The organism is Wolbachia endosymbiont (group A) of Hylaeus communis, from assembly GCF_947251915.1.
GTDB lineage: Bacteria > Pseudomonadota > Alphaproteobacteria > Rickettsiales > Anaplasmataceae > Wolbachia > Wolbachia pipientis.
This window is the reverse complement of record NZ_OX366396.1, coordinates 1114047-1135041: the sequence shown is the minus strand read 5'-3', so window position 1 is coordinate 1135041 and position 20995 is coordinate 1114047. Positions and strand designations below refer to the sequence as shown.

Sequence of the window (20995 nt, the reverse complement as noted above, 5' to 3'; positions counted from 1 at the left end):
CCCTTGCTATTATACCATAATTATAGAAATTGTGCAATTTTTTTGCGGGTAAAGACAATATAAAAGCAGTACTGCTCTATTTCGAAAATTGCGCAAATATCTGACGAACGGGCTTGTATGTAATAAGGTTTATTTCTATACTTCTTAAAGAATTTAGAAGTAAAACAAATATGAACTGCTGTAAAACTCATACGTGCAATGAACTGAGGAAGAACGACGTAGAAAAGGAAGTTACCCTTTCTGGATGGTTATATCGTAAGCGCGACCATGGTAACCTAATTTTTGTTGATTTAAGGGACTTCTACGGAATCACTCAGCTAGTATTTAATAATGACAAAGACTTTTTTGATGAGATATCAAACTTAAAATTGGAGAGTGTAATTACTGTTACAGGAATAGTTGAAGCTAGGACTGAAGATACGGTAAACAGCTCTATTTCTACCGGAGAAATCGAGGTGATAGTCAACAATTTGCGCGTTGAGTCGGAAGTTGAGTTCCACTTTGATGAAGAAATAGCAAAAGAAGAAAGAAGTATATTGGCAAGCATTACCGGCGAGCAAGAATACCCAGAAAACATGAGATTTAAATATCGATTTCTTGACTTAAGACGTGAAAAAGTCCGCAACAATATTATTTTGCGCTCACAAATTATTGCAGAGCTCCGCAAGCTCATGATAGAGCGAGGATTTTTAGAGATTCAAACTCCAATACTCACTGCTTCCTCTCCTGAAGGAGCACGCGACTACCTAGTGCCAAGCAGGCTAAATCCTGGCAAGTTCTATGCATTGCCACAAGCTCCGCAGATTTTCAAACAGTTGCTCATGGTCTCAGGGTTTGATAAATATTTCCAAATCGCACCGTGTTTTCGTGATGAAGATGCAAGGGCTGACCGCTCTCCTGGGGAATTTTACCAGCTAGACCTTGAAATGTCTTTTGTGACTCAAGAGGACATATTTGACGTTATTGAATCTGCTTTATATAAAGTGTTCGCCAAATTTTCTCGCAAGTCTGTCGATAAAGATTTTCCACGCATTACATACAAAGAGGCAATGCTTAAGTATGGTTCTGACAAGCCAGATTTGCGTAATCCACTATTAATCAGCGATGTTACAGAAATTTTCCGTGATTCAGGGTTCAATATTTTCAAAAGCAATATTGAGCGTGGTATGGTAGTGAGAGCCATCCCTGCACCTAAAACAGCAGAGGAACCACGCAGCTTCTTTGATAAAAAGATAGAACATGCGCAAAAAGAATTCGGTGCTAAGGGTCTCGGATATATAACGTTTGATAAAGATGGAACTGCGAAAGGCCCAATTGCTAAATTTCTTGATGAAAATAGGCTAAACCACATAAGAGAAGCAACAAACATAGAGCCAGGAGATAGTGTATTTTTTGCTTCTGACAAAGAGAATGAGGCGGCAAACATTGCAGGAAAAGTACGCACTCTTTTAGGGTCAGAACTCAGTCTTATAGATGATAATATCTTCAAGTTTTGTTGGATCATTGATTTTCCATATTTTGTATATGACGATAAAAGTAAAAAAATCGATTTCTTTCATAACCCATTTTCTATGCCACACGGTGGTCTGAAAGATTTAGAGGAAAAGAATCCACTCGATATCCTTGCTTACCAGTATGATCTTGTTTGCAATGGAATAGAACTATCAAGTGGGGCAATTCGCAATAACAAACTGGATATCATGTATAAAGCTTTCGCCATTGCAGGCTATAGTAAAGAAGAAGTTGATACAAAATTCGGTGCGCTTGTGCGTGCATTCAGGTTCGGAGTGCCGCCTCATGGTGGAATAGCACCAGGGGTTGACAGAATGGTTATGCTACTTGCCGATGAGCCGAACATTCGTGAAGTAATCTGTTTTCCTATGAATCAGCAAGGTGAAGATGTTCTAATGGGTGCTCCTTCCAAGGTGGAGGATAAGCATTTACGTGAATTATCCTTGAAGGTTATTGAATGAAAAATTTTATAGCAAGGAGCACCGGTTAATGATATATTAGGTTATGTTAAATTGAAAGACCATGAATAATATCCAAAAAGCAATACTATCGGGCATGATCTGTAACATGATTGTGTGGTATGAACTCACTCTTTTTGGAGTATTAACAGATACAATCATCAACGTTTTTTTCCCATCAGAAGATCATTATTTGAGTACACTCAAATTCCTTGGTGTTTTTGCAATTGGTTTTGCGTTTAGACCAATTGGTGCAGTAATTTTTGGTTATATGGGAGATAAGTATGGCAGAAGAAAGACTTTACTTACTTCAGTAATATTAATTTCAATATCATCCACAATTATGGGAATTATACCTGGGTATAAAGAAATAGGGTTGCTTTCACCTGTATTGCTTGTGTTTTGTAGAATAGTGCAAGGAATAACTGCAGGAGGTGAAACAAGCATTAATACAGCATTTACGATAGAGCATTCAAAAGATAAAAAAAATCTAGGTTTCTTAGGAAGTATGAAGCCCTTTAGCGGAGCCCTTGGAACGCTCTTATGCATAACAATGATATTTATCTGCAAAAGAGTTACAGGTGAGAACTATGAAATATGGGGATGGAAGTTGCTTTTTTATTTTTGCTTTTTTTTGGGGACAATAGGTTTTTTAACTAGGTACATATTAAAAGAAAGCTTAGCATATAAAACTAATAAGTACGCTAATAATTTAGCACATTCACCATTGTTAGAACTAGTAAGAAACTATAAAAGACCGCTTATTATTTCAATCAATCTGGGAATTGCTCAGAATGCAATTGTCTACGCAGCAATAATGTTTTATAATATATCAATAAAAGAGCTAGTTATTTTATCTATTAGTGTTAAAGATTTAATGAGGATAGTAATACAGGTTGTATTTGCAGCATCTGCGGTACTTTTTGCAATTTTATCTGATAAAGTTGGAAGAAAACGCGTAATGATTCCTGTACTGATTATGCTATCTCTGATTGGTACATGTGTATTACCATTATTATCTTCCGTTAACCACTATGTCGTAATAATAACTTACTTATTGATTACTATACCAGTAGGTGCATCTTTTGGAATATATGGTTCTGTTATTTGTGAACTGTTTCCAACAAAAGTAAGATGCACTGGCGTAAGCTTAGCAAATAATATATCTGCAGGAATTTTTGGTGGCCTTTCTCCATACATATGCATGTGGCTTATAGAAAAAACCGAAACAAAACTTGCAGCAGGCATTTATCTTACTGCCTGCGCATTAATTAGCCTAATATCTGTGCTTCAAATTAAAGCCAAAGACAGAAAAGTTGATTGGTGAAATCGTTTCAGTCGAAAAATAGCGCTTCAATGGATTTTTCGATGTGTTTAGTGATAGGAGCGGTGATAGTGATTTCTTTATTGTTTGGCAGTTTTAAAGATAAAGAATGCGAATGAAGGTGAATTTTATTTGCTATCCCATCAATAAAAGCTTTTTTACCACCATATTTACCGTCACCAAGAATAGGGCAATTTATATGAGCTAAATGTGCACGTAACTGATGGGTTCTGCCGGTAATTGGTTGTAATTTTAAATAAGCAACATTGTGTTTGGATTTTGCTATAATTGAAAAATGCGTAGTGGCATTCTGAGGTGAATTTTCATCAACGACCACTTTTTCTTGACCTGAAACATATTTTTTCACCAATGGATAGTCTATTGTTCCACTATCCTTGCTCGGTATGCCAGAAGTTAATGCTAAATAAGTTTTTTTTACTCTTCGTCCTTTAAATTCTTCCATAAGGTATCTGGCAACATTAGCGTTGCGTGCGAATATTATCACTCCACTCGTATCTCTATCTAGCCTATGGACAATTTTAAATGTTTCTCCCTCTCTTATTTGGTCAAGCAAATCACTCATGCTAATCTTTACTTTTACGCCACCTTGAACGATGACCCCTGCGGGTTTGTTTATAGCTAGTATATATTCGTCTTCATATAATATGTTCTCTCTTAGTAGATTCACTAACTTTTCATTATATTTGCGATCAGAATTAGCGTTTTCAATATAATTCAAGTGCTTCAGCGTTATAGTTTGCCCAGAATTTACTCTATCACTGGACTTTGCTTTGCAATCATCAACTTTGATTAATCCTTTCCTTAAAGATTTTTCAATTACAGATTGCTTTAGATCAGGAAAGATTCTTCTGATGTACCTATCCAGCCTAACGTTATCGTCTTCTATTAATATGGTTTTTATACTTTGTAGCATTCCATTATTTATAATGAATATCTAGTGAAATGTCAATTATTGGTGTCATTCCAGTGTCAAGCACTGGAATGACACCGAAGGGGCTACTGCCGTCATAAAGGAACCAGTGTCAGCTACTCGGATGACAGGAGAAGGAGACTACTGAGATGACAGCTAGCCTGACAACCGTCATCCCGCTGCTTGTTAGCGGGATCTAGAGATACCGCGAATGAATCGCGGTATGACGGTTCGCGGCGGCATGACGTAGAGCTTGCGTTAGCTATACTTTTATACTCACCAACTCAGCTGGATCCAAGTAGTCAGAGCACTGGGATGACAAAAAAAGGAGGGCACTTGGATGAAGGGAGAAGGAGCTATTTGGATGACATCGTTTACTATACAATGTTTGTACAGTTCTGGATAAAAAAATTAGCTAACAAATTTATAAACATCAGTATACAGCTCATCAACGCTTGGTTCTTTACTATTTTTGGCAAAATCTTCCGACTTTTTTACTAAATCACGTATTTCCTTATCAATTACTTTGCACTCTTCTTCTGAAGCCATTTTATTATCTGTCATGTATTTCTTTAAAGTGCTTATAGGGTCATGATTTTGCTTCATATCTTCAACTTCTTCTTTTAAGCGATAAGTAGCAGGATCTGACATTGAGTGACCGCGATATCGATATGTCTTCATTTCAAGCAGGATAGGCCCTTTTCCGCTGCGTGTGTGTTCCGCTGCTTCGCTTGTAGCCTCATAAACAGAGAAAAAATCCATTCCATCAACTTGTTTTCCAGGAATACCAAAACTTTCTCCTCTTTTATATAACTCTGTTACTAAAGTTGACCTTTGCACGGAGGTTCCCATTGCGTATTCATTATTTTCTATGATGTAAACCACAGGCAACTCCCACAAAGATGCCATATTAAACGATTCATATACTTGTCCTTGATTTGCAGCACCGTCGCCAAAATATGTAAATACCACATTATCTTTTTTCTTATATTTATTAGCAAATGCTATTCCTGTGCCAATTGGAACTTGTGCTCCCACTATTCCATGCCCGCCGAAGAATTTTTTTTCAACGTCAAATACGTGCATCGAACCACCTTTACCTTTCGAGCATCCTGTTTCTTTGCCGGTAAGCTCTGCCATTACAACATTTGGATCAGAATCACATGCGAGCATTAAGCCATGGTCTCTATAACTTGTGATAAAAGCGTCACCTAATTTTGATGCAGCTTGAGTTCCAACTGCAACTGCTTCTTGTCCTATTGATAGGTGACAGAACCCGCCTATTAATCCCATCCCATATAATTGTCCTGCTTTTTCCTCAAATCTGCGTATGAGTAGCATTTTCCTGTAGAATCCAATTATCTGTTCTTTAGTGAAATTTTCTGCTTTCATATCGATTTCTTTTTCATTAAACTAACACAATACCAGGAATTTTAAATTTTTGCTAATGAACTATTACCACTGGCTTGAGGCTTTTCACGTTATCTCTGTTATCATGTGGATGGCAGGTATGCTTTATTTACCCAGGCTTTATGTCTACCATGCAACTGTAAAACCGGGATCGGAAAATGATAGCTTGCTTCAAACAATGGAAAAGAGGCTACTTAGATATATCATAAACCCTGCAATGCTTTTCTCACTTGGTCTTGGAATTACACTAATGGTTATTAGGGAAGCATATCGTGAAGGATGGTTTCATGTAAAAGCATTTGCAATACTTTTGATGTTAATTATTCATATGCTACTTGCAAAATATAGGAAAAATTTTGCAATGGGTTCGAATAAGAAGTCACATATTTATTTTCGCGTTTTAAATGAAGCAGTTACAGTATTGATAATAGTTATAGTTATTATGGTTGTTGTAAAACCTTTTTGACTGACCTTACCCAAAAAAAGCAGAAAGCTCGTATCTGTTCAGATGCATGGCTAATGTACAATACTGAAATAAAAATTCCAGTGCTCCCTTTCTTGTCATCCCAGTGCTTGACACTGGGATGGCTTTGTTGCATCACACTTTATGAGATGGTGATTTATGGTAAATTCATGTAACTATCTCAAATTTAGCCATACCAATATCAGTGAATTTATTAAGCAAATAGCATTTGATTAGCAGTTCTTTTTCTCGATTTATCTCAGATTTATTCCTAAAACTAAATCCGAATATTTGCTTTAATCTTGAGAAAAACCCTTCAATATAAGATCTTTTCCCATAATTTACTTCTTTTTTCCATTCTTTCATGCCATCTTCACCGTATAATTTTATTAACCTAATAGCAGCATTCCTGTCAGACATATAATCTATTTCTGGATGTTCTGCCGCATTGTTTATTGGTGGAATTTTTGTCTTTATATCATATTCGTTACACAACTTATAAAATTTGTGCCTATCACATGCTCTATCTGCATATAGTGCTTTTATGGCATGCTGAAAATCAACTTCTTTTAGCAAATCACAAGCTCCATAGTGATCAGCCGTTACTGTATTTTACAGCTATGGCTTTTTTGTTGTTTATATTCAACATTACGTGCAATTTTCTCGTTTGCTCATAGCCACGATATTTTCTGTCAGTGCTATTTTCCTTGCTGTGACCAGGAGTGTTGTTGTATATACTAATTCCTGTACTGTCTATAGCAATTTCGATATCTTCCATATTATTTTTATCAATTCTGCAATCATTTATCTTAATATTAAGTTTCTTAAACCTTCTTGATGCTTGTGAATAGCTGATAACTGCCAAATCTCTTCCTATTTGTTGCAAATACTCTTTTATAAACCCGACTGTTTGTCTTAAACCAATTCTAAAGAAACTGACGATTATATGCACCAAAATCACAACTTTATCACTATAAATATAGTTGCCGCCCTGCATTTTTGGACAATTCTCGTACCAATTTTCTATGGCGTCATTGATATAACAAAAAATGCTTCCTCTTTCTTGGAGAAATTTGTTATATTGTTCGGTAGAAGCTGTAGCTTTACTCCTCTCGTTTGAGTTTTATTACTACAACTCCCCCTAAAGAACCGTGCTTGCAGATTTCCCGCACACGGCTCATCAATATTAGTTTTCACAGTCGTCCCTCTTATGCATATAAAGAAAAATGTATTTTTGGCTTTGGTAATGGATTTACTTCTACGTAGTGTACAAACTGTTCCCAGGTCATACTCTTTTTCTGACTACGCCGATTTATCCATTTAAATGCTAGCTTTCTTACTGATGTGTAAAATTGTTTCAAACACCAATAATTTCCGCTAATACCAAAGTAGTTATAGTGTCCTGTTAATTTAGCCTTCAGTACTTGCCACCAATCTTTAAGTCGAATACTTCCGCGGACTATTTTCAACCACTCCTTGATTTCTTTTAGTTTTCTGGCTAGATTTAACTTAGAGGTTTTATGTCCCATCATTAATCTACCACGACGACTTTTTGCACCATAGTGCGTAAACCCCAGAAAATTGAAACTTTCCGTCCTTCGTTTCTCTCTTATCGCTCGTTGCCACTCCCTCTTGCCAAACTTTACTACTCTGGTCTTGTTTTCAGATACTTCCAACCCAAATTTATTTAGCCTTTGTTTCAGTAATTCCAGAAATTCTTCCGCGTCTACCTTACTTTCGCAACAAACCACAAAATCATCGCAAAACCTTATTTGTTGTATATATCCTCTGGATCTTGATTTAAATTTCTTTTCTATCCATAAATCCAACACATAATGTAAGTATATATTTGCTAATACAGGACTTACTATACCGCCTTGTGGTGTACCTTGTTTTGTTGCTTCATAATTTCCAGCTTCGACTATCCCTGCCTTGAGAAACCGCTTTACTAACCACAGCAAATTTGGGTCAGTTATTCGTTCCCTTAGACACCTCATTAGCCATTTATGCTGTATATTATCGTAGAACTTCTTGATATCCACTTCTACAATGTAGTTTATTGGCTTGTACTTAACTGCTTTATCTAGTGCATTTACCGCTTGATGACAGTTTCTTCCAGGTCGAAATCCATATGAGCTGTCCAGAAAGTTTGCCTCGTAAATATTTTCTAATATCTTCTTCAGCATAATCTGTACTAATTTATCCTCGGTCGATGGTATTCCGAGTCCGCGTTTCTCTTTACTTCCAGCTTTCGGTATATATACCCTCTTTACTGGTTGTGGTTGATATTGCTTCCTCTTCATACTTTCTACTAGCACTTCGAGTTTCTCATTCAGATTTTCTCCGTATGATTCCACTGTTATCTGGTCTACTCCACAAGCCTTGTTACGCTTCAGTTCTTTATAACATCTCGCAAGATTCTCTGTATTTATCAGATGGACTAACGATGTGAATTTTAGTCGCTTATCTTGCTTTGCTCTTACTGCTATCTGGTTTAGTTTATATCGCATGTTATTCCTACCTCCGTTGTATTGGCATAGCAATCCCTATTCCAGTTACTATATTGCTGATCGCTTCCCCTTGTACGTGGCTTTCCCACATTCTGAGTACTATCAATCAGTCCGACTTCCCCTGCATCTTCCGCTAGTTCTTGCCTTTGTTGACTTGTTCCAACGTACCTTAATAGGAATGCATGGGATCTCCCAGTTCACTTGAAGTCCATTTCAATACATGGCACGGTCTCAGATCCCGATAGAGTGAGTGATAACTTGCCTTTACGTTATCCTTCATGCTGTCTTCCATGGCCATGAACATGTCGACCTCTATGTCTTCAGGTATTTCGGGACTCCACTCCTTCACTTCCGTTGTGCCCTGCATTGTCCATCCCACTAGCTCTATTACACTCGTTACCTCATGCAACATAGTGGTCTGTTCCAAACTTTTGGCTAGACTTTGTTTGTGTTGGATTTTCACCAACTGTTCTCCAAGCACTTCTTGGCGCACCTTGGCGCACCATGACATCGGATCGCACCCTCACTTTTGCTCTATGATTATCTTTATTATCTTGCTTTGTCTACCTTATTCTACCACTCCGCTGAACGGATACGGTTTAAGACATAAGATCCTTTTTCATAGCTATACTACGTTATCCAGCGTCTGGGCACTGGTTTCTTGGTACTTATTCCGCAATAATTTTTTTTTCCTTCAATAAACTTTGCAGTTCGCCTTTTTCGTACATCTCGCGAGTGATGTCGCAACCACCAATAAACTCTTCCTTTATATATAATTGTGGAATTGTTGGCCAATCAGAAAATTTTTTTATAGATTCACGTATTTCATCATTCTCCAACACGTTAATATACTTAAACTTCACGTTCAATTTTTTTAGGATTGACACGACGAGTCCAGAGAATCCGCATTGAGGAAAATCAGAAGTGCCTTTCATATACAATACCACATCATTTTCTGTTATATCTTTTTTTATTTGTTCAAAATTGCTCATAAATTCACCTTATTTTTAAGTATTAGTTTCCAGTTGCAAGGCGTGTATAGACTGACCTTCCAGAGCTTTATATACCATTTTATGCTGTTCTATTTTTGTCTTTCCAAGAAAACACTTGGAGTTTATTTTTAAATGATAATGGTCATCATCTCCAGCAAGATCATGAATCTTTATATCAGCGTCGGGGAACGATTGTTTGATGATCCTCTCTAATTCGTGAATTGCAATAGTCATTGATTTGCTTTAAATTACAATACTTTCATTATAAATCTAAAACGATTGAGCGCAATAAAAAGTTGCTATCATAAAAAATAGAAGCATACTATAATAATGGAATGACAAGTTATGCAGGGAGGCTTTGTGGTGGGCGAAAGATTTAAATTCACATATCTATTGGTTTTGCTAACTTTTTCATTTAGGTGCTTATCTTACGATGATAAAATAAATAACTTAGAGAATGTTTACATCAAAGCTAACTATTTTGGAGCATTCTTCAATGCAATAGGTTCTCTAGAAGGAAAAGAAGATGCAGGTGACAATATAACAGAGGGGGTTTTTAGTTTTAATAAGAAGGAGCGAATTGAAGCTGGATACAGTCCTAAATATGTTCCAGGGTTTGCCGGTAGTGCTGCAATAGGGTATTTATTCAAAAATATGAGAGTTGAGTTTGAAGGCTTATATTCTCAGACTAACTTATATGATGAAGATTATTCAGATAAGAAAAAAGCAAGATATATTGAACTTCGTCGTCACAATGATGCGTCTACTGGAGCGGAATGCAATTCACCTTGGAGAAGTGGAAAGGTTGATATTCACATTCAAGAAAATTGTAGTGTTGAAGCAGAGTTCAGAGCTGCATTTAAGATGAAAAATGAAGGTTTTAATAACTTAGCTGGAATGGTCAATGTATATCGTGATTTTAATATAGCAAAAATGCCATTCACCCCATATGTTGGTATTGGTGCAGGTGTAACTAGGGTTAAATTTCTAGGAAAAACCAGATATGCCTTGGCTTACCAAGCAAAACTTGGTATCAATCACCAACTTACAGCACAAACTCAAGCATTTGCTGGTTTACGCTATTTTGGTATCCTTGATAACCAATTTAAAGATATTGTACCAGGAATAAAGATACTAGCTGGTGAAGGATATATTCCTGCCGGTGGAGGAAGTAAAGTTGATGAAACTGCACGTGTTGAATCAACAACTGCAACCATTACCAATAGGTTTGGCTTATATGGCTTAGAGTTTGGATTGGTTTATCACTTTTAACTTTATCCAATAAATTACATATGTGAAGATAGTAAATTCAGCGTGCTGAGAACATTAGAAAGACGAGATTTTAATTGATTTTCATATTTACTCCAATCTTGTATTGCCTTTCTTGCAACACCTGAATCAACTGCGGCTTTTGCAACAGCAGGAGCTACTATAGAAATTAATCTTGGGTCAAATGGAGTAGGTATTATATATTCACGTCCATAGCCCATTTTACGACCGCCATAGACTGCAGATATCTCACCTGGTACTGGCTCACGGGCAAGCTTTGCTATTGCATCTGCAGCTGCAATTTTCATTTCATCATTTATTGTTGTTGCACGCATATCAAGTGCTCCTCTAAATATATAAGGAAACCCCATGACATTATTAACTTGGTTATTGTAATCTGATCTACCAGTTGCGATTATTGCATCTGGCCTCACAGATTTTGCAAACTCAGGCCTTACTTCTGGATCAGGGTTGGCGAGAGCGAAAATAATCGGGTCTTTGCCCATACTCTTTAACATCTCTTCATTTAACACATCTTTTGCAGATAGTCCGATGAATACATCAGCGCCTTTTATTGTATCAAGTAGAGAACGTTCGGAAGTATCAATTGCATACTTTTCCTTCCACTCATTCATGTCTTCGTTTCTACCTTTGTATATTACTCCTTGCTTATCACACAGCACTATATTTTTAGCACCCATGGACTTTATTATTTCTAAACATGCAACACCGGCTGCTCCAGCACCATTCATAATGATCTTAACGTCCTCTAATTTCTTTCCGACAATATCAAGAGCATTTTCTATGCCAGCTGCAACAACCACCGCAGTTCCATGCTGGTCATCATGGAACACTGGAATATCCATCAGTTCATTCAGGCGTTTCTCTATTATAAAACAATCAGGAGATCTTATATCTTCTAAATTTATTCCTCCCCAACTTGGCCCAAGATACCTTACTGCATTGATAAAATCTTCTATATTTTCTGTATCAACTTCTATATCAACTGCATCAATATCAGCAAAACGCTTAAATAAAACAGCTTTGCCTTCCATGACCGGTTTTGAAGCAAGAGGACCGATATTACCAAGTCCAAGCACTGCAGTGCCATTTGAAATGACAGCAACACAGTTGCTTTTTGCCGTATAATCATAAACAACCTCAGGATTTTTAGCTATTTCAAGACACGGAGCTGCAACGCCAGGGGAATAAGCAAGTGACAAATCATACTGGGTAGATAAAGGTTTTGTTGGCATAATTGAAATTTTACCAGGGTTACCACCTCTACTGTGATACTTAAGTGCTTCTTGTTTTGTGGTACTATCTAAATCATCGTTCATCATTACATCCTTATATTTTAAGCTTGTATTTTTTAAGTATATGGAGTTTTTATAAATGTTCAATTGTAAACTATTAGCTTGTGAACTCTGTTGTACTTCTGTATAAGTTTACCTACTACGTAAAATGGTATTACATGCTTAAGAAGAACTTGCCTAATTTGCTTACGATTTCTCGTGCACTTGCAATACCAGCAATAATATTAAGTTTTTATATAGAAAATAAATATGCAGGCCTGATAACAATATCAATCTTTATATTTGCATGCATTACGGATTTTTTTGATGGTTACCTGGCGCGTGCGTGGAAAGTCCAATCAAAGTTTGGCAAGCTATTTGATCCAATTGCTGACAAATTAATAGTGGTTTCAACGATAATTATGCTAGTTTATAAGCATAAGATAAATGATTTTACAATAGTACCGTCGATTATCATCATCTGTCGGGAGATATTAGTTTCGGGTTTACGGGAGTTTCTGATAGCTACAAATGTTAGTCTACCTGTAAGCAAAGCTGGAAAAATTAAAACATTTCTACAGATGGTTGCTGTAGTAGCGCTAATAATGAACGATTATTATATGATTCAATATACAGGTGCGATTTGTTTATGGGTTGCAGCTATTATAACTGTGTGGTCAGGCTATAATTATATCCTAGCTGGCATCAAACAGATTGGTTAAATCTCCTAGGAAATAGTTAATAGACAAGAGTAGTTAATATCTTAGTGATATTGACTCAGAAAGCAAAAAGGTGTATAATTGTATTAACTTACAACTAATTAGGTTAATATTATGAAAATACCTAGTGGCAAATTTTCTTCTACTAAAAAGGTTCCAGGAAAGAATAAGAAAAAAAGAGATTTTGAACCATTAGAAGAGTTTTTTTGGGATTTTTGGCCAACAGTTGATAAAGAAGTCAAAAGAGAAAGGCTAGAACAAGAACTATTAGCACTAAAAAAAAGAGAGCTATATAGAAAATGTGCATCATTGGTAACAATGGTTCCATTTGCATTATTTATGGCTATTGAACTGGAAAAAATATGTAGCGATCAGGTATTACTTGGCGTGATAAGTGGCGCGCTAAGTCACACTATATTACCTTTCATGGTCCTATCTCTTATTTGTACACTATATTTAATTTACAATAATAGGAAAATAGCACAAAAAGAACGAGAGTTGAAGAATATTGAAAATGGAAAGGAAGTAAAGGAAAAAGAGCACAATATTTCTGATATAGGTCAGTGTTTGATCTATATTGAGGCTATAACAACTGCACTGGTTATTGTAGGTATGATAATGGGTGAAACATCTTCACTTGAAGCAGCAGAGGATGCAATTTTATTTCTTGCCAATGCAATTGCTTTTCTTGCAACTATTGTTTCTTATATTGATAAGCATGAAAAAAATAAGAAAAAGGAAACAGAAAAGTCTGATCTTGATGAGAAATCTAGCAAGAAAACTAGCAATATGTCTGTAGCCGGATTGGCGCTTGCTGGTTCTTCTATATTTTTAATAAGAAGGATAATGTTAATGGCATTAGCATCGTCCTTAAATCCTGCTGTTGGACCTACTTTAGGCTTGATAGGTATTGCAATTTTTATGGCTGTACAGGTCTTAACTATACATTCCTACAGTAAGACGCTGAAAGATCCAAAAGTGGAAGGACGAGGTGAATCAAGAAATGCAGGTAGTTCTGACCGTAGTTATAAAGAAGAAGGACCGGCTGTTGCCTAAGAAATTTATTTATTTAAGTAATATTTAGGTCTATACTTTATTTTGATCGAAAAAAATCTTATGTATAAGACTTTAATCACGTGCTTTATTTTCCTAATTTGCTCCTTTACACAATCGTATGCGGATGATCTTGAAAAAACTGAAACTGAACTATATGAAGAAGCAGTTGAACTTTTTGACCAGAAAAAATATAAACAAGCTATTAGGGCATTTCATAAGATAGAGGATTTGTATCCTTTTTCTTATTGGGCAATGAAAGCGAAATTATTATCTGGGGTTTCTCACTATAATATGGGTAACTATAGCAGTGCTGCAAGTGATATGGATGATTATATATATGTTTATTCAAATGGTGAAGATTTACCATATGTATACTACTTAAGAGTATTATCTTATTACATGCAAATTAATAAAGTGCAACTTGGACAGCAAACTGCATATAAAACTTTAGAGCTAGCCACTGAGTACATTAATCTCTTTCCAGGCAGCGAATATGTAGGCGAGATAAAGGAAAAAGCAAACCTAATCACAGAGCATATATCAACAAAAGAGTATTCTATCGGTAAATTTTACCTGAGGCGTGGTGAATATTTAGCAGCAATTAAGCGTTTCCAGAATATGGCAAGCTATAAGGATTCTAAATATTTTTCTAAGTCTATTAACCATTTAATAGCAGCCCATTCAGCTCTTGGCCTTGACTTAGAAGCTGAGCAGTATGAAAGTATGTTATTAGCAGAAAACCTGCAAGATGCCAAGCCAGAGGCTTGAAAATTTGCTTTAGCTTTTTCTATGCTTTGATATATAATTAGGTTTTTAACTATTTGAATATGGCTGGTCATTCACAATTTTCAAATATAAAACATCGGAAAGGCGCTCAGGATGCAAAGCGCTCTCAAAAATTTACGAAGCTGATCAGAGAAATAGCAGTTGCTGCAAAGCAAGGGCTACCCGATCCCGAACTCAACCCGCGCCTTCGCTTTGCTATATTTGCTGCACGCAAGGAAAATCTACCAAAAGATAAAATAGAAACAGCAATAAAAAATGCAACTGGTAACGTTGCTGGAGAAAATTACGAAGAAATCCAATATGAAGGTCATGGGCCTTCTGGTACTGCACTCATTGTCCATGCCTTGACTAATAACCGCAACCGTACTGCTTCTGAGGTACGTTATATATTTTCTCGCAAGAGTGGAAACTTGGGAGAAACAGGAAGTGTTAGTTACCTTTTTGATCATGTAGGTTTAATTGTCTATAAAGCAGAGGGTGTGAATTTTGATGATTTATTCAGTCATGGAATCGAATTAGAAGTATTGAATGTTGAGGAAAATGACAAAGAAGGATTACACGTTATAACTTGTGAAATAAAAGATTTTGGTAAAGTACGCGATGCCTTTTATGCAAAATTCGGAGAACCAGAACTTGCTCGTCTTTCATGGCAGCCAAAAGATCTGATTGAAATTAGCGATAAAGAGTTAATTGATAAATTATCTGCATTGGTTGAAGAACTAGAAGATAACGACGATGTACAGTATGTGGAAGGTAATTTTACTTTTGTTGATGCTGTTTAAATGATGAAGCTGATTATATTTATACTGTTTTATATTTTACCAATATTTAATATACACGCCCTTAAGACTCCAGATAACAGTAAAGAGACTTTTTTAATATCCAGCACCATAAAATCTTCTTTTTTTGCCACGGGAATTGAGCAAGGGTTGGCGCCAAATACAGTGGTGAAATTGATCAACATATATAAAGATTTTGGTGTTGATTTTAAAAAAGACATTGTGCCAGAGAGTAAATTGGAGGTTCTTTTTGAGAGATTGCCTAATAATCAGAAGACTGAAGAAAAAATTTTATATGCTTCACTGACAATAAACAAGAAAGCTATTAGTTTATATCATTATAAATCGCAAGACGGCAAAGAAAGGTATTTTAATAATGAAGGAATAAGCTTAAAAAATGGCGAAATTTTTGCAAATCCTTTAAATGGAGATTATCGCATATCCTCAAAATTTGGCAATAGAAAGCATCCTGTTCGCGGTAAAATTGCTTTTCACAAAGGAGTGGATTATGCAGCTAAACTTGGCACTCCCATATACGCTGCTGCAGAGGGTGTGGTAGAATATATAGGAAAGAATGGTGGCTATGGAAATTACATCAAAATAAAACACAAAAATGAATATTCAACCTGTTACGCGCATATAAGTAGATTTAGTGGCGATATAAAGTTAGGCTCTAAAGTAAAGCAGGGGCAGGTCATCGCTTATGTTGGTAGCACTGGTGTTGCAACAGGACCCCATTTACATTACGAAGTTATATATAACAGCAAACACATCGATCCGCTTACGATAGCGCATAAAACTGAAGTAAAATTGCCTGATCATGAATTAAGAGAGTTTAAACTATTTGTAAATAAGATAAATAAAACGATCAACAGAGAGGGTTCAAGTGAAAAAGAAGTTTAAAGACAGTATGGATAAGAATACGATAAACGATAGAAATTTGAGTCAAATTCGGGCTTTTCCTGTACTAATAGTGCTAGGATTAATTTTATCGCTGCTTTTTTTGGCATATGACAGCACAATTGCACTTGGAGTTGCTGCCGTTTCAATTTTGACTTTTCTTCAAGGATTTTTTATTAATGACCCTAATGAAGCAAGAGTGATAGAATTTTTTGGTCATTATATTGGAACTTATTTTAAGTCTGGAATATGTGTAACGCTTCCCTTTTCAAGCAAATATATAGTTTCCCTAAAATTTCAGAATATTAACACAGAAAAAATAAAAGTTAATGATGCAAATGGAAGTCCAATAGAGATTTCTGCAGTAATTGTTTGGAGAGTGAGCAGTCCTGCAAAGGCGTATTATAATGTTAACAACTATCACGAATTTGTTTTTGTACAAAGTGACTCAGTAATAAGAGAATTAGCAAGCAATTATCCGTATGATAGCGAAAGCGATGAGGAGTCTTTACGTAAAAATTCTGATAAAATTTCGAGTGAATTGCAGTCAATGTTACAACAAAGATTAGATATTGCAGGAATTGAGATTACAGAAGCAAGAATATCGCATTTGGCGTATTCGTCCGAGATTGCACAAGCAATGTTAAGGCGTCAACAAGCACATGCTATCACTTCGGCAAGAAGGCATATAGTGCAAAATGCAATAGGAATTGTCGAGGAAGTAATAGCTCATTTTGAAAAAAACAAAAGCTTACAATTAGATGGCAAGCAAAAGGTTCAATTGATAAATAATTTGTTGGTTGCCCTAATCTCTGAGCAAGATGCACAACCGACGATTAGTTTAGATAATAATTAGCATAGAAGCCGATTGGGTTTCATAAATGCAAGTCACTATTAATTTCTTGATTAATAGACTAAATGATGTTATAAATTACACGCATTAGGGGTGCTCTAGAAAAGCTGAGAGTACATAAAGTACAACCCTTTGAACCTGATATTGTTAAAGCAAGCGTAGGAAAATGTATGTATATAAATATTGAAGAATGCTTCGGCTTCATTGCGTTAATTGCATCTCTAATTGGATTATCACCTCAAGTATATAAAGCATATATCACTAAAGTTACTCGTGATGTATCGATGTTAATGTTAGTAAACTATCTTATTTGTTCATTGTCTTGGATTGGCTATGGTCTTTACCAGAGCTCAATTTTTGTGGTGCTTAGCAATATTGCTGGATTAGTGATTAGCATAATATCAATTATTCAAAAATGTTACTACGATGCAAAACCTGCACCATGATCATGTGCTGCACTGCAGTACACAACAACAATATCGTTCTATTGTAGTGCTAAATGGAAAAATACCGAGCTCATCGTTTTTTAAACGAGATATACCTATTATTGCTGTAGATGGAGGAGCAAACAAGCTTCTATCAATTGGCGTAAAACCTGATCTTGTAGTAGGAGATTTGGATAGCGTAAATCTGGATTTACGTGCTAATTTGAATACGATATATCTACCTGATCAAGATTATTGCGACTTTTCTAAAGCAATGGCTCACTTAAAAACAGTAAAGTTATTGCCATCAATAGTAACGGGTATTACTGGAGGAGCAATTGATCACATACTACAGAATATTAACATTTTTCTAAGTACGGGCAGTATCTTTTACACACCTTCACCTCCCATGGTAGGTTACACTTTACAAAAAGGTATTACCCATTTTTTTTCTTTGCCAAAAAATACTAAAATATCTTTACTTGGTATACCGAGAGCTCAAATATCAACCAAAGGATTAAAATGGGAACTGCACCTTAGTAATCTTGCTTTTCCGGGAAAAAATTCTTGCTTTAATCGAAGTTTAGGCAATAAGGTATCCGTAGAAGTACACAGTGGTATATGTCTAGCAATGATTTATTTAGAGACAGTAGATGATGCTGCAAGACATCATGTGCGTCAAGTTAAGAAGTAAATAGACTTCTTGCATAACCCAAACTAAGTAGAAAAAAGGTATCATCCAAGTAGCTGACACTGGTTCCTTTATGACGTGTCATTCCAGTTTCAGCTACTTGAATGACAGCAGTCCTACGTCATACCGCCGCGGTATCTCTTAGCCGCTAACAAGCAGCGGGATGACGAATTGCTTAACCGTCATACCTCCACGAACCGTCATACCGCCGCGGTATCTCATCCGCTAACACGTAGTGGGATACTTGATCTTTACAGGGATGACGGTTGTCAGGCTAGCCTGTCATCCCAGTGCCCAGACACTGGGATCCAGGAATTTTATTAAGTTGGTAAGCATAAAAGTGTTATGTAAAATACAACGTTCTTGATGGGATTGCGTGAAAGGCTGGATCCCAGTGTCAGCTATTTGGATGACAAAAAAAGGAGCACTGGCATGACACCTCTCTTGGACTCTTTTAGCCACAAACATTAAGAAATTTACTAAATGAAAAAAAAGGCAAAAGAAGCCCTGAGTTATTATCCGCTTTAAAATATTGGCGTTTTTTATGTTTTAAACGCTTGACAAGCGAGATTCAGCCGCTTTTAATTGCAACTAACCTACGCTGCAAATGTTTAAGAAATTTACTAAGCAGAAAAAAAGACAAAGAATCCCCGAGTTAGCTAGTCTTTTACTATCTCTGTCGAGTATTGGCATTTTTTGATGTCTTGTAACGCTTTATAAGCGCGTTCAGCTTATTTAGATAAAAATCTAGATGTAGATGAAGTTTTGTAAAGACATACAGTATCTATATACTGCAAAAAATTGAACATAAGACGCCGATACATTAAGTAATCCTTACCTTTTAATCTGCAGATTGGCGAAAGCAAATACAATAGCTTCAGTTTCATGATAAGTGGGCTGGCGGAGTTTGTCAAGCAAGTTTTTTCGTTTCTACTGAATGACAGTTGTGGCTTGGGAGGTAGTGCAAGAAGTCTATTGTATTACTGAATTATTAATAATCTAGTAATAGTGCCTGCTATGTAGCTAAAATTTTCCTTTAACTTAAGCTATATGTAGCTAAAATAACTTGGGTTTACCGACGATTTGACAAACGACAAATTCGTCATCCCGCTACTTGTTAGCGGGATCTAGAGATATCGCAGCGGTATGACCCTGACTTGCATTAGCCATGTATAATAAAGGGAATCTATGACAAAAGAATCATTGGTAAAAACTGATATAGTGAAAGTTGAAGACAAAAAGGCGGTAAGAAGCTTTTTTAAAATACTAGGTGGAGTGGCAGATGCTGTAAGATCGTGGATTGGTAACATCAGTCCTGATTTAAGCAACAGTCGCGATATCGATAGTTTAGTCTTGAAGATGAACGAGTGCTTAAATCCAAAGGGAGGGGAGGTTTCAGCACGTAAAAACGCTGTATCTCTTGGTAACTTGTACTTAAGCTTATCAGAGAAAGGTAAAATAAAATTTCTACAAACCCTGGCAGAAAAATTTAATCCGAATAAAGCGGAAATAGATGAGAAAATTAGAGAGTATAAGAAAAACCAAGATCCCGAGTTAAACTATAAATTTGAACAGGATTTAATAAAAATTCTTGAATCACCACGTTCTAAAATATTGAAGCAATTTATTTCTTTACCAGAAGGCCTTAAGTTTATTGTTGATATGCGTTCTGATGTGCTTAAGCTAAAGAACCAATATAGAAGCTTGAATCCACTAGAGAGCGAATTAAAAAATATACTCTATACTTGGGTTGATGTTGATCTACTCGATCTTCGTCAAATCACTTGGGATTCACCTGCATCATTGCTAGAAAAACTTATAAAATATGAAGCTGTGCATAAAATTTCCTCTTGGGGCGACCTAAAAAACAGACTAGATTCTGATCGTCTCTGTTTTGCTTTTTTTCATTACAAGATACCAAACGAACCTCTAATTTTTGTAGAGGTTGCATTGGTGGATAAGATTGCAGATAGCATTCAACACCTTTTAGATGAGTCAGTACCTTCAAATGATCCGAGTAATGCAAGCACTGCTATATTCTATTCAATATCAAACACTCAAGCAGGGTTATCTGGAATCAGCCTTGGTAATTTTTTGATCAAAAGGGTTGTAGAAAAGCTATCACAGGAGTTTAAAAGTATAAAAACATATGCAACTCTTTCTCCAATACCTGGCTTTACGAAATGGCTAAAAAACAATCTAAACCAAGATGTCACTTTATTGGGCAAACTAAATATAAAACAATCTAGTGCAGAAATTTTAGAAAGTGCAGAGCAATTAAAAACTAATGTTGAATGTACAAATGAAACTAAACAATACATGCTTAAACTATGTGCATATTATTTACTAAAAGTGAATAATAGTAATGGAAATACTTATGACCCGGTGGCGCATTTTCATTTAAGCAATGGCGCATCAATAAAACAATTAAACTGGATGGCGGATACTTCTGAAAAGGGTATTAGTCAGTCAGCCGGGATGATGGTAAATTATCTATATGAGTTGCCTAAAATAGATAATAATCATGAAAACTATATGGTTAATAAAGTGATTTCCTGCTCGAAAAAAGTGTCGTCTATGTTGAAGGAGTAAATAGTCTCTTAATAAAGGATTGCCCTCACA

Annotated in this window: 21 protein-coding genes, 1 pseudogene and 1 riboswitch; of the genes and pseudogenes, 13 read left to right on the top strand and 9 right to left on the bottom strand. The window is 36.0% G+C overall.

Translation table 11 applies throughout. The features are described 5' to 3' along the window. Nucleotides 1–170 precede the first annotated feature (170 nt). Together aspS and OPR52_RS05630 are read left to right on the top strand one after the other, a co-directional pair. On the top strand, nucleotides 171–1973 hold the full coding sequence (gene aspS, locus OPR52_RS05635) for an aspartate--tRNA ligase (RefSeq protein WP_265037980.1): 1803 nt from the start codon (nucleotides 171–173) through the stop codon (nucleotides 1971–1973). Nucleotides 1974–2034: 61 nt separating this feature from the next. Further along, nucleotides 2035–3297: an MFS transporter gene (locus tag OPR52_RS05630; protein WP_006280528.1), complete on the top strand. Its 1263-nt coding sequence runs from the start codon at nucleotides 2035–2037 to the stop codon at nucleotides 3295–3297. A 7-nt stretch (nucleotides 3298–3304) separates the two neighbouring features. Here OPR52_RS05630 and OPR52_RS05625 read toward each other — a convergent pair whose 3' ends face one another. Both OPR52_RS05625 and pdhA read right to left on the bottom strand, forming a co-directional pair. Further along, nucleotides 3305–4228: an RluA family pseudouridine synthase gene (locus OPR52_RS05625; protein WP_006279888.1), complete on the bottom strand. Its 924-nt coding sequence runs from the start codon at nucleotides 4226–4228 to the stop codon at nucleotides 3305–3307. Between the two features lie 408 nt (nucleotides 4229–4636). Further along, the gene (pdhA, locus tag OPR52_RS05620) at nucleotides 4637–5617 is read right to left on the bottom strand and encodes a pyruvate dehydrogenase (acetyl-transferring) E1 component subunit alpha (protein WP_006279887.1); all 981 of its coding nucleotides are present in this window, start codon (nucleotides 5615–5617) and stop codon (nucleotides 4637–4639) included. Between the two features lie 55 nt (nucleotides 5618–5672). On the opposite strand from pdhA, the gene hemJ reads away from it, so the two are divergent. Beyond that, nucleotides 5673–6101: a protoporphyrinogen oxidase HemJ gene (gene hemJ, locus OPR52_RS05615; protein ID WP_010082641.1), complete on the top strand. Its 429-nt coding sequence runs from the start codon at nucleotides 5673–5675 to the stop codon at nucleotides 6099–6101. Nucleotides 6102–6266: 165 nt separating this feature from the next. Here the strand turns inward: hemJ and OPR52_RS07905 are convergent. The 6 genes and pseudogenes from OPR52_RS07905 to OPR52_RS05580 all read right to left on the bottom strand — a co-directional run bounded on the left by OPR52_RS07905 (nucleotide 6267) and on the right by OPR52_RS05580 (nucleotide 9834). Then, nucleotides 6267–7149, bottom strand: a pseudogene (locus OPR52_RS07905) (IS5 family transposase). Further along, the gene (locus OPR52_RS05600) at nucleotides 7122–7295 is read right to left on the bottom strand and encodes a hypothetical protein (RefSeq protein WP_264723325.1); all 174 of its coding nucleotides are present in this window, start codon (nucleotides 7293–7295) and stop codon (nucleotides 7122–7124) included. The pseudogene OPR52_RS07905 and the gene OPR52_RS05600 overlap by 28 nt, the downstream one beginning before the upstream one ends. Nucleotides 7296–7306: 11 nt before the next feature. Continuing rightward, the gene (gene ltrA, locus OPR52_RS05595) at nucleotides 7307–8608 is read right to left on the bottom strand and encodes a group II intron reverse transcriptase/maturase (protein ID WP_265037833.1); all 1302 of its coding nucleotides are present in this window, start codon (nucleotides 8606–8608) and stop codon (nucleotides 7307–7309) included. Between the two features lie 169 nt (nucleotides 8609–8777). Continuing rightward, entirely contained in the window at nucleotides 8778–9020 is a 243-nt protein-coding gene (locus tag OPR52_RS05590) for a hypothetical protein (RefSeq protein WP_265037979.1), read from the bottom strand. 256 nt (nucleotides 9021–9276) lie between these two features. Then, nucleotides 9277–9600 (bottom strand): Grx4 family monothiol glutaredoxin, encoded by a 324-nt coding sequence (gene grxD / locus OPR52_RS05585; RefSeq protein WP_006280013.1) that lies wholly within the window; start codon nucleotides 9598–9600, stop codon nucleotides 9277–9279. A gap of 15 nt (nucleotides 9601–9615) precedes the next feature. Continuing rightward, nucleotides 9616–9834 (bottom strand): BolA/IbaG family iron-sulfur metabolism protein, encoded by a 219-nt coding sequence (locus tag OPR52_RS05580; protein ID WP_006280012.1) that lies wholly within the window; start codon nucleotides 9832–9834, stop codon nucleotides 9616–9618. Nucleotides 9835–9945: 111 nt separating this feature from the next. Here OPR52_RS05580 and OPR52_RS05575 point away from each other — a divergent pair, with 111 nt between their 5' ends. Continuing rightward, nucleotides 9946–10872, top strand: a complete 927-nt coding sequence (locus OPR52_RS05575; protein WP_264705060.1) for a P44/Msp2 family outer membrane protein — start codon at nucleotides 9946–9948, stop codon at nucleotides 10870–10872. A gap of 14 nt (nucleotides 10873–10886) precedes the next feature. Here the strand turns inward: OPR52_RS05575 and OPR52_RS05570 are convergent, their stop codons facing one another. Continuing rightward, complete coding sequence (locus OPR52_RS05570) at nucleotides 10887–12209, bottom strand: malic enzyme-like NAD(P)-binding protein (RefSeq protein ID WP_265037978.1); 1323 nt, start codon at nucleotides 12207–12209, stop codon at nucleotides 10887–10889. Nucleotides 12210–12343: 134 nt separating this feature from the next. On the opposite strand from OPR52_RS05570, the gene pgsA reads away from it, so the two are divergent. The 9 genes from pgsA to OPR52_RS05525 all read left to right on the top strand — a co-directional run bounded on the left by pgsA (nucleotide 12344) and on the right by OPR52_RS05525 (nucleotide 20965). Then, nucleotides 12344–12886 carry a CDP-diacylglycerol--glycerol-3-phosphate 3-phosphatidyltransferase gene (pgsA, locus tag OPR52_RS05565; protein ID WP_264723385.1) on the top strand — a complete coding sequence of 181 codons (543 nt, stop codon included), beginning with the start codon at nucleotides 12344–12346 and terminating at the stop codon, nucleotides 12884–12886. Nucleotides 12887–12997: 111 nt separating this feature from the next. Beyond that, entirely contained in the window at nucleotides 12998–13939 is a 942-nt protein-coding gene (locus tag OPR52_RS05560) for a hypothetical protein (RefSeq protein WP_265037977.1), read from the top strand. Nucleotides 13940–13999: 60 nt separating this feature from the next. After that, nucleotides 14000–14707 carry an outer membrane protein assembly factor BamD gene (locus OPR52_RS05555; protein WP_264723456.1) on the top strand — a complete coding sequence of 236 codons (708 nt, stop codon included), beginning with the start codon at nucleotides 14000–14002 and terminating at the stop codon, nucleotides 14705–14707. A gap of 59 nt (nucleotides 14708–14766) precedes the next feature. Further along, nucleotides 14767–15507, top strand: a complete 741-nt coding sequence (locus OPR52_RS05550; protein WP_264723457.1) for a YebC/PmpR family DNA-binding transcriptional regulator — start codon at nucleotides 14767–14769, stop codon at nucleotides 15505–15507. A gap of 3 nt (nucleotides 15508–15510) precedes the next feature. Next, nucleotides 15511–16407, top strand: coding sequence for a M23 family metallopeptidase (locus OPR52_RS05545; protein WP_265037976.1), 897 nt, complete (start codon nucleotides 15511–15513; stop codon nucleotides 16405–16407). Nucleotides 16408–16414: 7 nt separating this feature from the next. Further along, nucleotides 16415–17260, top strand: a complete 846-nt coding sequence (locus tag OPR52_RS05540) for an SPFH domain-containing protein (protein WP_265038479.1) — start codon at nucleotides 16415–16417, stop codon at nucleotides 17258–17260. A gap of 76 nt (nucleotides 17261–17336) precedes the next feature. Beyond that, a riboswitch (TPP riboswitch) is annotated at nucleotides 17337–17439 on the top strand. Next, nucleotides 17428–17703 carry a SemiSWEET family sugar transporter gene (locus OPR52_RS05535; RefSeq protein ID WP_006280002.1) on the top strand — a complete coding sequence of 92 codons (276 nt, stop codon included), beginning with the start codon at nucleotides 17428–17430 and terminating at the stop codon, nucleotides 17701–17703. It overlaps the preceding riboswitch by 12 nt. After that, nucleotides 17684–18376, top strand: a complete 693-nt coding sequence (locus tag OPR52_RS05530) for a thiamine diphosphokinase (RefSeq protein ID WP_010962623.1) — start codon at nucleotides 17684–17686, stop codon at nucleotides 18374–18376. The genes OPR52_RS05535 and OPR52_RS05530 overlap by 20 nt, the downstream gene beginning before the upstream one ends. A 1185-nt stretch (nucleotides 18377–19561) precedes the next feature. Next, the gene (locus OPR52_RS05525; protein ID WP_015588958.1) at nucleotides 19562–20965 is read left to right on the top strand and encodes a malonyl-CoA decarboxylase; all 1404 of its coding nucleotides are present in this window, start codon (nucleotides 19562–19564) and stop codon (nucleotides 20963–20965) included. The last annotated feature ends 30 nt before the right edge of the window (nucleotides 20966–20995 follow it).

Coding starts and splice junctions, on each gene's coding strand:
- OPR52_RS05580 (WP_006280012.1), bottom strand. CDS start 9,834: ATGACTATTGCAATTCACGAATTAGAGAGGATCATCAAACAATCGTTC.
- grxD (WP_006280013.1), bottom strand. CDS start 9,600: ATGAGCAATTTTGAACAAATAAAAAAAGATATAACAGAAAATGATGTG.
- OPR52_RS05630 (WP_006280528.1), top strand. CDS start 2,035: ATGAATAATATCCAAAAAGCAATACTATCGGGCATGATCTGTAACATG.
- pgsA (WP_264723385.1), top strand. CDS start 12,344: ATGCTTAAGAAGAACTTGCCTAATTTGCTTACGATTTCTCGTGCACTT.
- pdhA (WP_006279887.1), bottom strand. CDS start 5,617: ATGAAAGCAGAAAATTTCACTAAAGAACAGATAATTGGATTCTACAGG.
- OPR52_RS05530 (WP_010962623.1), top strand. CDS start 17,684: ATGCAAAACCTGCACCATGATCATGTGCTGCACTGCAGTACACAACAA.
- OPR52_RS05550 (WP_264723457.1), top strand. CDS start 14,767: ATGGCTGGTCATTCACAATTTTCAAATATAAAACATCGGAAAGGCGCT.
- hemJ (WP_010082641.1), top strand. CDS start 5,673: ATGAACTATTACCACTGGCTTGAGGCTTTTCACGTTATCTCTGTTATC.
- OPR52_RS05555 (WP_264723456.1), top strand. CDS start 14,000: ATGTATAAGACTTTAATCACGTGCTTTATTTTCCTAATTTGCTCCTTT.
- OPR52_RS05575 (WP_264705060.1), top strand. CDS start 9,946: ATGCAGGGAGGCTTTGTGGTGGGCGAAAGATTTAAATTCACATATCTA.
- OPR52_RS05545 (WP_265037976.1), top strand. CDS start 15,511: ATGAAGCTGATTATATTTATACTGTTTTATATTTTACCAATATTTAAT.
- OPR52_RS05625 (WP_006279888.1), bottom strand. CDS start 4,228: ATGCTACAAAGTATAAAAACCATATTAATAGAAGACGATAACGTTAGG.
- OPR52_RS05540 (WP_265038479.1), top strand. CDS start 16,415: ATGGATAAGAATACGATAAACGATAGAAATTTGAGTCAAATTCGGGCT.
- OPR52_RS05570 (WP_265037978.1), bottom strand. CDS start 12,209: ATGAACGATGATTTAGATAGTACCACAAAACAAGAAGCACTTAAGTAT.
- OPR52_RS05560 (WP_265037977.1), top strand. CDS start 12,998: ATGAAAATACCTAGTGGCAAATTTTCTTCTACTAAAAAGGTTCCAGGA.
- OPR52_RS05525 (WP_015588958.1), top strand. CDS start 19,562: ATGACAAAAGAATCATTGGTAAAAACTGATATAGTGAAAGTTGAAGAC.
- OPR52_RS05535 (WP_006280002.1), top strand. CDS start 17,428: ATGTATATAAATATTGAAGAATGCTTCGGCTTCATTGCGTTAATTGCA.
- OPR52_RS05590 (WP_265037979.1), bottom strand. CDS start 9,020: ATGTTGCATGAGGTAACGAGTGTAATAGAGCTAGTGGGATGGACAATG.
- aspS (WP_265037980.1), top strand. CDS start 171: ATGAACTGCTGTAAAACTCATACGTGCAATGAACTGAGGAAGAACGAC.
- ltrA (WP_265037833.1), bottom strand. CDS start 8,608: ATGCGATATAAACTAAACCAGATAGCAGTAAGAGCAAAGCAAGATAAG.